Origin of the sequence: Jannaschia sp. 2305UL9-9 (assembly GCF_041403465.1) — a bacterium.
In the GTDB taxonomy this organism is placed as follows: Bacteria; Pseudomonadota; Alphaproteobacteria; order Rhodobacterales; family Rhodobacteraceae; genus Jannaschia.
In genome coordinates this window covers 1,456,976-1,469,612 of the sequence record NZ_JBGEHM010000001.1, presented here as the reverse complement: position 1 = coordinate 1,469,612, position 12,637 = coordinate 1,456,976, and the positions used below count along the sequence as shown (strand labels likewise).

General features: G+C 64.2%; 13 protein-coding genes and 1 tRNA gene. 11 read left to right on the top strand and 3 right to left on the bottom strand.

Annotated elements, in window-relative coordinates:
* Window positions 1–5 precede the first annotated feature (5 nt).
* The gene (locus tag V6N07_RS07215; protein ID WP_371155150.1) at window positions 6–1,073 is read right to left on the bottom strand and encodes an efflux RND transporter periplasmic adaptor subunit; all 1,068 of its coding nucleotides are present in this window, start codon (window positions 1,071–1,073) and stop codon (window positions 6–8) included.
* Window positions 1,074–1,673: 600 nt separating this feature from the next.
* Between V6N07_RS07215 and V6N07_RS07210 the strand changes: the two genes are divergently transcribed.
* Entirely contained in the window at window positions 1,674–1,808 is a 135-nt protein-coding gene (locus V6N07_RS07210) for a hypothetical protein (protein ID WP_371155148.1), read from the top strand.
* 43 nt (window positions 1,809–1,851) lie between these two features.
* Window positions 1,852–3,516, top strand: coding sequence for a BCCT family transporter (locus tag V6N07_RS07205; protein ID WP_371155146.1), 1,665 nt, complete (start codon window positions 1,852–1,854; stop codon window positions 3,514–3,516).
* A gap of 211 nt (window positions 3,517–3,727) precedes the next feature.
* On the opposite strand, the gene V6N07_RS07200 is transcribed toward V6N07_RS07205, so the two are convergent.
* Window positions 3,728–3,804 (bottom strand) — tRNA-Met (locus tag V6N07_RS07200).
* A gap of 234 nt (window positions 3,805–4,038) precedes the next feature.
* Between V6N07_RS07200 and V6N07_RS07195 the strand changes: the two genes are divergently transcribed.
* The 6 genes from V6N07_RS07195 (at window position 4,039) to V6N07_RS07170 (ending at window position 9,807) form a co-directional block, all read left to right on the top strand.
* Entirely contained in the window at window positions 4,039–5,037 is a 999-nt protein-coding gene (locus tag V6N07_RS07195) for an Ldh family oxidoreductase (RefSeq protein ID WP_371155145.1), read from the top strand.
* A 34-nt stretch (window positions 5,038–5,071) separates the two neighbouring features.
* Entirely contained in the window at window positions 5,072–6,064 is a 993-nt protein-coding gene (locus V6N07_RS07190; protein ID WP_371155143.1) for a membrane dipeptidase, read from the top strand.
* The gene (locus V6N07_RS07185) at window positions 6,061–7,743 is read left to right on the top strand and encodes a hypothetical protein (RefSeq protein ID WP_371155141.1); all 1,683 of its coding nucleotides are present in this window, start codon (window positions 6,061–6,063) and stop codon (window positions 7,741–7,743) included. The genes V6N07_RS07190 and V6N07_RS07185 overlap by 4 nt, the downstream gene beginning before the upstream one ends.
* A complete protein-coding gene (locus tag V6N07_RS07180) occupies window positions 7,740–8,399 on the top strand; it encodes a DUF3726 domain-containing protein (RefSeq protein ID WP_371155139.1) in 660 nt (219 codons plus the stop codon). The genes V6N07_RS07185 and V6N07_RS07180 overlap by 4 nt, the downstream gene beginning before the upstream one ends.
* Before the next feature lie 83 nt (window positions 8,400–8,482).
* Entirely contained in the window at window positions 8,483–9,040 is a 558-nt protein-coding gene (locus V6N07_RS07175) for a hypothetical protein (protein ID WP_371155138.1), read from the top strand.
* Window positions 9,037–9,807, top strand: coding sequence for an SDR family NAD(P)-dependent oxidoreductase (locus tag V6N07_RS07170; protein WP_371155137.1), 771 nt, complete (start codon window positions 9,037–9,039; stop codon window positions 9,805–9,807). Before V6N07_RS07175 ends, V6N07_RS07170 begins: the two co-directional genes overlap by 4 nt.
* A 2-nt stretch (window positions 9,808–9,809) precedes the next feature.
* Here the strand turns inward: V6N07_RS07170 and V6N07_RS07165 are convergent, their stop codons facing one another.
* Window positions 9,810–10,235 carry an NUDIX hydrolase gene (locus V6N07_RS07165; protein WP_371155136.1) on the bottom strand — a complete coding sequence of 142 codons (426 nt, stop codon included), beginning with the start codon at window positions 10,233–10,235 and terminating at the stop codon, window positions 9,810–9,812.
* A 78-nt stretch (window positions 10,236–10,313) separates the two neighbouring features.
* On the opposite strand from V6N07_RS07165, the gene ribB reads away from it, so the two are divergent.
* The 3 genes from ribB to nusB all read left to right on the top strand — a co-directional run bounded on the left by ribB (window position 10,314) and on the right by nusB (window position 12,593).
* Entirely contained in the window at window positions 10,314–11,438 is a 1,125-nt protein-coding gene (gene ribB / locus V6N07_RS07160; RefSeq protein ID WP_371155134.1) for a 3,4-dihydroxy-2-butanone-4-phosphate synthase, read from the top strand.
* Window positions 11,439–11,441: 3 nt separating this feature from the next.
* On the top strand, window positions 11,442–11,984 hold the full coding sequence (locus V6N07_RS07155; RefSeq protein ID WP_371155133.1) for a 6,7-dimethyl-8-ribityllumazine synthase: 543 nt from the start codon (window positions 11,442–11,444) through the stop codon (window positions 11,982–11,984).
* A gap of 126 nt (window positions 11,985–12,110) precedes the next feature.
* Window positions 12,111–12,593, top strand: a complete 483-nt coding sequence (gene nusB, locus V6N07_RS07150; protein ID WP_371155132.1) for a transcription antitermination factor NusB — start codon at window positions 12,111–12,113, stop codon at window positions 12,591–12,593.
* The last annotated feature ends 44 nt before the right edge of the window (window positions 12,594–12,637 follow it).

Genomic DNA, 12,637 nt, shown 5'->3' with positions numbered 1-12,637 from the left:
GACGGTCAGTTCCCGAAGCCGGTGAAACGGCGGACGGTCTGTCCGTCTTCGAGCGATGACATGCCTGCCGCGACGATTTCCTGCCCGCGTTCGAGGCCGGAAATCACCTGAACCGCACCGTTGTCCGTCGGTTCGATTTCGACCGGAACGCGGGTGACGGTGCCTTCATCGGTGCCCACCGGCTCGAAGATCATGACGCTCGTCTGCGAGTCGTCCCCGACCATCACGGCAGAGGCCGGTATCTCGATCGTCATCTCGTCCGAGCCAAGGATCGCCGTCACCTCGGCCGATGATCCGGGCAGGATCACGAAGCCTTCGGGCGGCGTCATGCCAAGCGTGATGCTGTAGGTCTGACCCACCTGCGCGGTTTCGGCGTTGTATTCCCGCACTTCCAGGGGAAAGGTCCCCTCCAGCCCCGGAAACTCGGCGGTCAGGGCGATTTCGGCATCCTGCCCGGCCCGCTGAAACAGGGTTTCCGGCACGTCGATCTCGATGCGCAGGTCGGACATGTCGTGAAGGCGCGCAATCGGCTCTCCTGCGGCGACGGTCGAAAAGTTCGCGACGAGGCGGGCCGACACCAATGCCTCGAAAGGCGCATGCAGAACCGCGTTCTTCAGGTTCCTTTCGGCATTCCGCACGGCAAGGTCCGCAATTTCCTTGTCGGTTTGCGCATCCTCCACGGATGTAGCACTGATCGTGGTTCCCTGAAGCTGCTGATACCGGTCGAGCAATCGCGTGACCTGAGCATCCTGTGCCAAAGCCTCGTCCAGCGCGATTTCGAACGGTTCCTCGTCCAGCCGCGCGATCGTGGCACCGGCGGGCAGGCGTTCGCCCTCCTCGACCGGAAACTCGACGATCTGTCCGCCGACCTGAAACGCAAGGCTGACGGTTTCGCGCGCGACGACGCGCCCGAAGAAAACCCGTCGCAGACCGTCTTCCGCGACGGTCACCTGATGTAATTTGACAAATGGGCTGTCTGCCTGCGCGGCCGATGCCAGCATCAGAACCGCAACCGCAAGACAGCCTCCGATCAACCCCGAGCGTCCTGTCTGACCTTTGATGACGTGTCTCATGCGGGAAACCCTTTTGCGGAGATGATCTCGAAACGGTGCGGCCACTTGGCACATGGAACGCGTGTTGTCCAAGCTTTCGAGGTCCGAAGACTGCCCCTGATCGCGGCCAAACTGCTCGATTGGGCGGCCAAACGGCGTGAATTGCTACGGTTGTGTCGGATAGCGGGCAATTGAAGAACGGGCCACGCGGTCACCGCGCGGACGCTGCCGTGATCTTGATCTGGCTGGCTCAATGCCTCTTCTGTCCGTCTGTCCGCGCCATGGGGCGAACCGCGCAGGTTCTGCGAGGTTGCCCGTGGCATGTAAAATCACATTGGCGTTGGCCGGGGCGGCGAGGGTAAGGCCCGCCTTCATCTCGGGCATGGCGCGTGCGCGAGATGCCAAGAGTTCGCCGGTCGAACCGAACGCCGTTTTGCGGCCGCCAATGATCTTCGGGCCGGGAGGGGCATTCACGATTTTCCCCGCCTGTTTGCGTTCTGCAGGCGCAAACGCGTAAGAGGGCGCCGATGGCCCGGCCTCTGCTGGCCGCGCGGAAAGCGAAATGTTCGTTGCTGACGGGGTAATGCCTCCGCCCGCTGACGCACACGTGGGAAGGTAGCAATGTTCAAGCGAATCATGGTGCCAGCCGATGGAATGGCGAGCCATGGGCCGAATGTCACGGAGCACATTCGCGCCACTGACGGCGGCAGGCTGGCCGAAGATGCGAAATGGTTGGTCATGCTCCCACGCGCCTGACCCCGCGATCCCATGCAATGACAAAGACAGGAAAAACCGACACATGGCAGATAGACCAGACATAGACGAAACGACGGGGATCCCCGCGCCGGACGGCGCATCCGATATCATCGATACCGATTACGAGATCGGTCAGGACAATATCGAAACGCAGATCGGCCCCTTTGGCCTGGACATTCACAACCCCGTATTCCTGATTTCGGCGCTGAGCGTCGTGGCCTTCGTGCTCTATGCATTGCTTGCGCCGCAGCAGGCGGCCGACTTCTTTGGCTGGCTGCGTCCGACCCTGACATCCACGTTTGACGGGTTCTTCCTGTCGGCGGCCAACATATTCGTCCTGTTCTGTCTCGCGCTTATCGTTCTGCCCATAGGCTCGGTCCGTCTGGGTGGGGCCGATGCGACGCCTGACTATGGCTATGCGGGTTGGTTCTCGATGCTCTTTGCCGCCGGCATGGGGATCGGATTGATGTTCTTCGGTGTTCTGGAGCCGGCCTACTACTTCGCCACGCCGTGGGGGGATGAGCCGTTGGGGGCCGTCCGCCCATTCACCGAAGACGGTGTGCTGATCGCCGAAAACGTCGAAGCCGCAAAGCGCATGGCATTGGCCGCGACGTCCTTCCATTGGGCGCTGCATCCCTGGGCCATCTACGCGGTCGTCGCGCTCGCACTGGCATTGTTCAGCTACAACAAGGGCCTGCCGCTTTCGATCCGGTCTGCGTTCTATCCGATCCTCGGCGAACGTGTCTGGGGCTGGTGGGGCCATGTCATCGACATCATAGCCGTGTTTGCCACGCTCTTCGGCCTTGCGACGTCCTTGGGTCTGGGCGCGCAGCAGGCGAATGCCGGGCTGGAGTTCGTCTATGGCATTCCGAACACCGTCTTCGTTCAGGTCATCCTGATTGCCGGAATCACGGCCGTCGCGCTGATCTCGGTGCTGCGGGGGCTCGATGGCGGGGTCAAGGTCCTGTCCGAGATCAACATGGTCGTGGCGATCGCGCTCCTTCTCTTCGTGCTGTTCACCGCGGGCGCCGTCGGCATCTTTACCGATTTCGGAACGACGCTGATCGCCTACGCGCAGGAAGTCGTGCCCCTGTCCAATCCCTTCGGTCGCGACGACGATGGCTACCGCGAAGGATGGACGGCGTTCTACTGGGCCTGGTGGATTTCCTGGTCACCCTTCGTCGGCATGTTCATCGCCCGCGTATCGCGCGGTCGTACGGTCCGCGAATTCGTCACCTGCGTGCTGATCATCCCGTCGCTGGTCTGCATCTTCTGGATGGCCGTCTTCGGCGGCACGGCGATCAACGACATGATCGCGAACCTTGGTGACAGCGCGGTGAAGGCCACCGTGATCGATGCCTACGTTCCGGAACTTTCGCTGTTCGCGATGCTGCAGGGTCTGCCCCTGACGGCGATCACCTCGACGGTCGCAATTGTTCTGGTCATCGTGTTCTTCGTGACATCGTCCGACTCGGGCTCGCTTGTGATCGACACCATCACCGCCGGCGGCAAGATCGACGCCCCGGTCCCGCAGCGTGTATTCTGGTGCACCTTCGAAGGTCTGGTCGCCGTCGTGCTCCTGATCGGCGGGGGGCTCGGATCGTTGCAGGCGATGGTCATCTCCACCGGATTGCCCTTCACGGTCGTCCTTTTGCTCATGTGCTGGTGTATCTTCAAAGGCCTGATGCAGGAGCATAAGCACCTCTGAGTAACGACATCGGAACGGGCGCTTCGGCGCCCGTTTCTTTCTCGATTGACCATCGACATTCGGGCGATGGCACAGACCATGATCTGCAAACATCCATCAGTGCCAATTTGCAGAAACGCCATTCGCGGATTTCGGGGTGTGGGCACAAGCCCGGAACGAAAAAACCGCCCCGAAGGGCGGCTATTTTCCAGCTGCAATCGCAGCGTTTAGTTGGTTGCGGGAGTAGGATTTGAACCTACGACCTTCAGGTTATGAGCCTGACGAGCTACCGAGCTGCTCCATCCCGCGCCAACTGGGGACTGACTATACTCAGGGCTGGGGGTCCGCAACCCCGTCGGGCGTGATTTTTGACAGTTCGATGACGGTTTTTGAATCTCCTTATATCGCAACGGCTTGTGGTGGGTGAATGCACCATCTGACGCAAGGTTGCGGCGACAGGATGCCGGCTAGGGTATCCTTTGGCACAAGATTTTCTTTGCGTCGCAGGGGCAATGCGGTTTTCAATCGCCGGCAGGGGGACGCATGGCATCACATCTGACGCTGACCGAAGTTGAAACCATCGCACGCGACAGATTGCTGGCCGCCGGTGCGACACCTGCGGTGGCCGCATCGGTCGCGCGGTCCACGCGCCTGGCAGAGCGCGACGGCTTGCGCAGCCACGGCTTGCTCTACGTGCCGATCTACGCCGAACATCTCGAATGCGGAAAGGTCATGGCTAACGCGGTGCCCGAAGTCGTCATGCCCCGCCCGGCGGCGGTGTGCGTCGATGCCTCGAACGGTTTTGCGCATCCCGCGATCGATGCCGGCTGGTCCGCATTCGTCGACGCAACGGGGACCTGTGGGATCGCCGCCATGGGAATTCGCCGTTCCTACAATTGCGGCATCCTTGGCCATCACGCCGAACGCCTCGCCGAGGATGGTCTGGTGGGTCTGTGTTTTACCCATGCCCCCGCTTCCATCGCGCCCACGGGGGGACGGCGGCCGGTGATCGGAACGAACCCTTTCGCGCTGGCCGTCCCGGACGGGCAGGGCGGTGCCCGCCTTGTCATCGACCAGTCCGCAAGTGCTATCGCGAAGTCGGAGATCCTGTTGCGCAGTCGCGAAGGGCGACAGATCGAACCCGGATGGGCGCTTGATGCCGAAGGGGAGCCCACCACGGATGCCGATGCCGCCCTCGCCGGGTCGATGGTGCCTGCGGGCGGGCAGAAGGGCTTTGGCACGGGCCTGATGGTGGAGATTTTCGCGGCGGCCCTGACCGGCGCGAACCTGAGTGTCGAGGCAAGTCCCTTCTCGGGCAAGAAGGGCGGCCCGCCGGGAACGGGGCAGTTCTTTATCGGTGTGGATCCGTCCACATTCGGGGGCGCGACCTTCGGTGGCGCCATCGACCGCCTTGTGGAGGCCATCGAAGGGCAGGAGGGCGCGCGCCTGCCGGGGCAGAGACGCAAGGACAATCGCGCACGGATCGAGGCAGAGGGCGTCGAGGTCGACGATGCCCTGATGGCGCGGATCACCGGCGTATGAGGGGCGTGACCATCATGCGGGTGGGGGCGCTGCGATGACGCCCCGGATCGATGGGCTGCAATATGCCAATTGGTCCGAAGACATCTTCCGCGAGATGCGCGCAGGTGCCGTGGACGCCGTCCATGTGACGATCACCTACCACGAGACGTTTCGCGAAACGGTCCTGAACATCGAGGCATGGAACCGCTGGTTCGAGCGGTTTCCCGACCTGATCTTCCAGGGGTTCACCGCGGACGACATCGATCTGGCGCGCCGCACGGGTCGCACGGCCATCTTCTTCGGCGCGCAGAACCCGTCCTGTATCGAGGACGATATCGGGCTGGTCGAGGTGCTGCATCGCCTTGGCCTGCGGTTCATGCAGCTGACCTACAACAACCAGTCCCTGCTTGCGACAGGGTGTTACGAGGCACATGACACGGGGCTGACGCGGATGGGGCGGGCCGTGGTGGCCGAGATGAACCGGGTCGGCCTTGTCGTCGACATGAGCCATTCGGGCGATCGGTCCACGTTGGCGGCAATCGAACATTCGACCCGCCCCATCGCCATCACCCACGCAAATCCCGCCGTCTGGCATCCGGCCCTGCGCAACAAGTCCGAAGACGTTCTGAGCGCCTTGACGCAATCGGGCGGGATGCTGGGCTTTTCACTCTACCCGCACCACCTTGCCGGGGGCACGGAATGTAGCTTGCAATCGTTCTGCGAGATGATCGCACGCAGTGCCGAGGCCTACGGGATCGATGCGCTGGGCATCGGGTCGGACCTTTGTCAGGGACAGCCCGACAGCGTCGTCGACTGGATGCGCACGGGGCGTTGGACAAAGGGCACGGACTACGGCGAGGGGAGCGCGGCTGCGCCCGGCTTTCCCGAAATGCCGGCGTGGTTTGGCAGCAACGCGGATTTCACCAATATCGCCAGTGGTCTGCGAAAGGTCGGTTTCTCGGACGCGGACGTCGGCGCCTTGATGGGCGGAAACTGGGCCCGATTCTTCGCTGACAGCTTTGGGCCACTGCCGGAGGCCGCGAAATGACACGCGCGCCGGATCTGTTCGCCCCCGATCTGGCGCGTTTCCGGCGCAGTCCGAAAACCGTGATGCGTCTGTCGCGTCTGGGGGCGGCGCATCCCACGCGCCTGTCGTTCCTGCGTATTCTTCTGCGGCGAATGCGCACCGAAGGCTGGCAGGTGGATCGACGGCTGTTCGACATTGACGAACGCGGTGTGGGTCGGGCCGTCTACTGCGTCCGCGGGCCGGTTCGGACCTATTCGCTGGTGGCGTTTGGTCATGACCTGCCGGCCGACGAACGGTCGGACCGCGTGATCGCAACAGCGTGGGATGCGACGTTTGCCTTGTTCGACGGGGTGCCCGATGCGGACGATCTTGCCCGTTTGCAGGCCAACGTGCCCCTGCAGGAAGCGGGCCGGATATCGCAGCGAGAGCTGACGCTCAGCCGCGCCAACAGATCTGTGCGCCTGTTCGACCATGTGGTCGCCACCCTTGCCGAAGGCAGGCAACCGGACGCCAATGTATTGGCCGAGACCGGCTACCTGATGCGCACGACAGCCGTCTATGGCTCCGGCAAGTTCGGCGCGGCCTGTCACGGCGATATCGTTGACCGGCCCGAGATGAGCGCGCCGTTTCAGGCAGAGATGCTGACCGTCTGGCTGATCCGCGCATTTACCGTTGATCTGGTGGATCATCTGGCGCGGTTGCGCGGTGGTCCGAATGCCGCGCGGCTTGATGATGACCTGCGGCGGGGGCTGGGTGTCGGGAACTCCACGGGTCTGGGGATGGCGCCGTTCCTCGTCCGTCATCCCGCCTTGCTGCACAACTGGATCTTCGCGCGGGAGGAGGCGCTGGCCCGCGTCCGTGCCCAGCCCGTGATGGCGCCGGGCACACGGGCCGCATTCGCACGGGCCATTTCGGCGGCGCGGGAGTGTGCAAGGCAATGGCGCAGTGCGCACCCGCTTCAGATGCCACGCCTTGCCGGTTTGCGGTCCGATCTCGACCGGATCGAACGCCATAGCCGCGACATGTTGCAGGCACCGGACCCCCAGCCATGGGACAGGCTGTGGCGGTGGGGCGAGGCAAGCCTGACGCTTGAAGGGCAGGAGGCCCTGCTGGCAGCGATGTTGGAACCGCACGGGCCGCTGATCGACGATCTGGGCGATGCGCTCTGTGCCGATGAGGCGGCCTGCTTCGACATCGACGGCGCCATGAGCGTCGGCACATTGCGCGCGATCATGGCGAACACCTATGATTGGGCCGATGCCGGGGCCTACGGGGCGACAGAAGGCTGCGCCCGGTTCTGGTACGTCTCGGAAGACAAGCTGGAACCCAGACTGGGCGAACGCCACACCGAACCGGGGGCAGAGCGTGAACTGCCCCTCGATATCGGACGGCGGGCCGCCGCCCTGTCGGCAGAGCTTGAAACGGCGGACCCGGAGGAGGCGATCGCCCACCTGTTGCTGCGGATGCCGCAGCATCGCTACATGGTGCGCCGGGTCCAGATTGCCGCCACGCGCCCTTATGCGGAGATACGCGACAATCTCATTTCGGCGGATGTCATGCCGATCGACATGTTGCGCTGCAAGCTGGCATGCTTCGGCGCGCGGCAGTTCGACCCCCGATCCGATAGATGGGTCCGGATCAACCTGTTTCAGGACGCGCCCTTTCCCGGCGATCTGAACGGCCCGGACATTGCGCGATGACAGGGACGCAGGGCGCGACCGGCGAGATCTGCCTGTCGTTGTCCGAAGTCGCGGCGCTGTGCCGGGGAGCTGCACGGGGGGCAGGGTGCCGCTGGGGCCTTGCCGAGGAATATGGCACCGCCGCTGTCTGGCTGGCCCGGCATCAGCTGGACTGGGGTGAGGCGATCCTGGGCAATCTGGCCTCCGGGTCGAACACCGGGTTCCACCCGGCGCCCGGCGTCTGGAGGTCGGAGGGCAATCTTTGCCCGATCCGCGCCGGGACGGCCCTCTGCGATTTCGCGGCCCTACCGGAGGGGCCGATCCGTGGCGTGGATCTGGGGTGCGTCGAACAGCCGATCCTTCTACTGCCGTTCGTGCACCGGGTGTCGCAGAAACTGCGGCTGCCCCTCCGTGTAATCGCCGGCGGCACGGAGCTTGGTGTCCTCGGCCCGGATGGCTGCGATCTGCATAACCCACGTCGGGAACCGATGCCTGTCGGCATTCATCCGGCCCGAAACGTCTCGCCCAAAGCGCAGGGCCTCTGCCGCACGACATCGGTCCCGGCAAGGGTGGTGGCGCGACTGACCGATCTGGTGATGGCCACGGCCGTCCCGTCCAGCGAGGTGTCTGCAAGGCGGGCAGGCGGCGACGTGCCCGAGAGGGATGGGGACATCTGAAACACGCGCGCAGCCCTGTGGTCATTGTCGCCGAAGACGATCAGGATGCCCGCGTCATCAACCCGCACGACGGAGGAAACCGGATGACTGCACCCCATGGGATCGGGCACAATTCGAGGCAGGATTTCGACGGCTATTCCGGCCGTTTGCATCAATGGCGCAAGGCCCGGCGCGATTTGCTGGGTGCGAAACTGCCACTGGAGGTGGTGCGCCTGCGTGTGCGCCGGGCGGCGGCGCTTGGCCTCGACTATGGCACATATGCAAGCGTGCGCGCGGGAACCGGGCGTGACATCGTCGCGCTGCTGTTTTCCTCCAATGCGTTGCGCATGATCCGCACTGCGCAGATGACACGGGATCGTGCGGCGAAACTGGCCGCCGTTGCGGCGGAACGTGGTGTTCTGGTGCACGCCCCCGGTTCACTGGTGGCGAAGCCGCCGCTGGACTGGGCGGATCGTGCGCCCGGCTTTGCCGACAGCTGGCGCCAGACACGCGCGCGCCTTGTGCAGACGCTGCGCGATCACCACCTTCCACCCGATGCGGTGCTCATGATCGGCGATACCGCATTCGAGGCCAGCTGGTGTCCGACGGCACGGGCCGCCGGATACGTCAGCGCCGATCGCTACTTCGGAGACGCCCCGTGACCTCTCTTGCACTCATCACCGGTGCCTCTGGCGGAATTGGCCGTGCAATGGCAGCGTATCATGCGGCCAAGGGCGGCGACCTGATCATCGCCGCGCGTCGACAGCCGGAGCTCGACAGCCTCAAGACCGAGTTGGAGGCGAGGCACGACGTCTCCGTCACGACCGTTGCCTGCGACCTTGGCACATCAGAGGGGGTCACGACCCTGATCGCGGCGGTTGCGGATGCGCCGATCGACATCCTTGTGAACAACGCGGGTTTCGGCGGGCATGGCGCCTTCCTCGATCGCGCGTTGGGCGATGATTTCGCGATGGTCGATCTGAACGTGAAGGCGGTGATGGCCCTGTGCCACGCCGTCGCGCCCGGCATGGTTTCGCGAGGTGGGGGACGTATCCTCAATGTCGGGTCGACGGCCGGCATGATGCCGGGCCCGTTGCAGGCGACGTATTTCGCCACGAAAGCCTTCGTGCAGAGTTTCAGTCAGGCCCTGGACGAGGAGCTGCGCGCAAAGGGGGTGACCGTGACGGTGCTGGCCCCCGGCTATGTCGAGACAGGGTTCTCTGGTCGCGCCGATCTGGACGATACACCGCTGACCAAGTCGGGAAAGACGCCCGAGTCGGTGGCAAAGGTCGGCTATGATGCGATGATGGACGGCAAGCTCGTCGTCGTGAACGAGCCTTTGCTATCCGTGCTGACAGGCTGGGTCGTCCCGCTGTTGCCGCGGCGCAGCGTCCTCAGGCTGGTCCGCGGAATGCAGACCAAGGGTTGATATCAGTCGCGCCCGGCCAGCCAGCCCAGGACCCGGTCGACATTGGGTGACATCGGCAGGTCGCGCATCTGATCGGGGGTCAGCCAGGCGGCGTCGGTGGCATCATCCGCCGGGACGGGGCTGCCCTCCTGCCAGTCGCACAGCACGGCAACCAGAAGGTAGTGATGGGCAATCCGCTCATCGATCCGTTCGATCAGGTCGATGTTGCCAAGGTAACGTCGTGGCGTCGCGATGACACCGGTTTCCTCGCGCAATTCCCGTGCGGCGGCCTCCAGCCCCGTTTCGCCCAGTTCCACGTGTCCGCCGGGAAACCCCCAGAGGCCACGGTTGGGTTCATTCGCGCGCGCGACCATCAGGACCGCATCACCCCGTGTCACAACCGCAAGGGCGCCCAATTTCGGCCGTTCGACCATATGCCTGTGCGTCATGCCATGCCTCCCCGTTCGCTCCTGCACTGGCACACGGTCGCCTCCGGGGCTACATCCCTTTCGAAACGGAGGAGTCCCATGGCCGAACCCATCCCATTCGAAGAACCCGGTCCGGTAGAGCGGGCAAATGCCGACGTCATATCCTCCATCGAGGAGATACTGGAGGATGCGCGCAACGGGCGCATGTTCATCCTTGTGGATCATGAGGACAGGGAGAACGAGGGCGACCTCGTGATCCCCGCGCAGATGGCGACGCCGGATGCGATCAACTTCATGGCGGCCCACGGTCGGGGCCTCATCTGTCTGACGTTGCCGGGCGAGCGGATCGACGCGCTGGGCCTTCCCCTGATGGCGTCGCAGAATTCGTCGCGTCACGAGACGGCGTTTACCGTGTCGATCGAGGCACGCGAGGGCGTCTCCACCGGGATCAGCGCCCATGATCGCGCCCGTACGGTATCGGTTGCCATCGATGCGTCGAAGGGACCGGCGGACATCGCAACGCCGGGTCACGTCTTTCCGCTGCGCGCGCGCGACGGCGGTGTTCTGGTGCGTGCCGGACATACCGAAGCCGCCTGCGACATCTCCCGCCTCGCGGGGCTGAATCCGTCGGGCGTGATCTGCGAGATCATGAATGACGACGGCAGCATGGCGCGCCTTCCCGACCTCGTCGCCTTCGCGCAGCTGCATGGCCTCAAGATCGGCACGATCAGCGATCTGATCAGCTATCGTCGCCGGCACGACAACCTCGTCAATCAGACGGCTTCGCGCCCGGTCACGGCCTCGGTCGGCGGCGAATGGTTGATGCGCATCTTCACCGACGAGACACAGGGCGCGGAACATATCGTGCTGACCAAGGGTGATATCGCCGAGGGCCCCGTCCTCGTGCGCATGCATGCGCTCAACCCGCTCGAAGATGCGCTTGGCATCGGGGACAGCGACCTGCGCGGCGCGATGCAGGTCATCGCGGACGAGGGGCGCGGTGTCGTCGTCCTGTTGCGTGACACGGAAATGAAGCTCGACCCAGGCGGGGTGTCGCCGCAAAAGCTCCGGCAATACGGGCTGGGGGCGCAGATCCTGGCCGCATTGAACATTCACGAGATGGAACTGGTTACCAATTCCGGTACGCCGCGCGTCGTGGGGTTGGAGGCTTATGGCCTGACCATCACCGGAACGCGCGCAATCCCCACACAGGCAGAGGACTGACAGATGGCCGGACATTCCGACAACGTTCTGACATTGCCGACCTTCACGGATTCGACGCGCATCCTGATCGTCATCGCTCCGTACTATGGCGCGATTTCCGCCGCGCAGCTGGCATCCGCGCGTGCCGTCATCGAAGCTTCGGGCGCAACCCATGAGACGATCGAGATGCCCGGATCGCTGGAGATCCCGACGGCCATCGGTATTGCCCACAGGCAGGCCGAATTCGACGGCTATGTCGCGCTTGGTTGCGTCATACGGGGGCGGACGTCGCATTACGACGTCGTCGTCAACGAAAGCGCGCGCGCCATCGCGACGCTGGGGCTTGGGGGCCTGTGCATCGGCAATGGCATCATCACGGTCGAGAACATGGAACAGGCCGAGGAACGCGCCGACGCGGCACGGTTGGACACCGCTGGTGGTGCGGCGGCGGCGGCCCTGCATCTGGTGGCGTTGCAGCGCAGCCTGAAGAAGGCCGATACCGGCGTCGGTTTCAAACCGGGGTCGTTCCAGCATGATGCCGCGACCAAGGGGCCTACGGTCGCCTGAGATTGCAGACCGCCGCGATCGGACCGCCCCGCATTCGTCCCGAGAACGAGTGCGGCCCCGCCGTGCGGGGTGGCCGATGCATGATCCCCGTTGCAGGCGCCCGCGTCCTGTCCTAGGTGCCGCCCTATGGCTGATATGACCTCAGATGAAAAACGGCTGCTCAAGCGGCGCATGAAATCCGCTGCCCGGCTCTATGCCGTGCAGGCGCTGTTCCAGATGGAAGCGATGGGGCAGGGCGTCGACCGCGTGCGCGCGGAGTTCGAGGACCATCGCTTTGGCATGGAAATCGAAGAAGGCACCCTGTCCGAAGGCGACACCGGCACCTTCCGCAAGGTGCTGGACGGTGCCGTGGATCATCAGGCCAAGATCGACCAGATGACGGACCGCGCCCTTGTCGCGCGGTGGCCTCTGGGGCGGATCGACCCGACATTACGCGCCGTCTTCCGCGCCGCCGGTGCGGAACTGGTCGCCGCGGAAACACCCCCCAAGGTGGTGATCACCGAATACGTCGAAGTGGCCCGCGCATTCTTTCCCGAGGGCAAGGAAGCCGGCTTCGTGAACGGTGTCCTCGACCACATGGCACACGAAGCGCGCCCGGACGGTTTCTGAGCCGCAGGCGCGCCGACCCCCTGGCATCAGCAGGATCGCGGTAA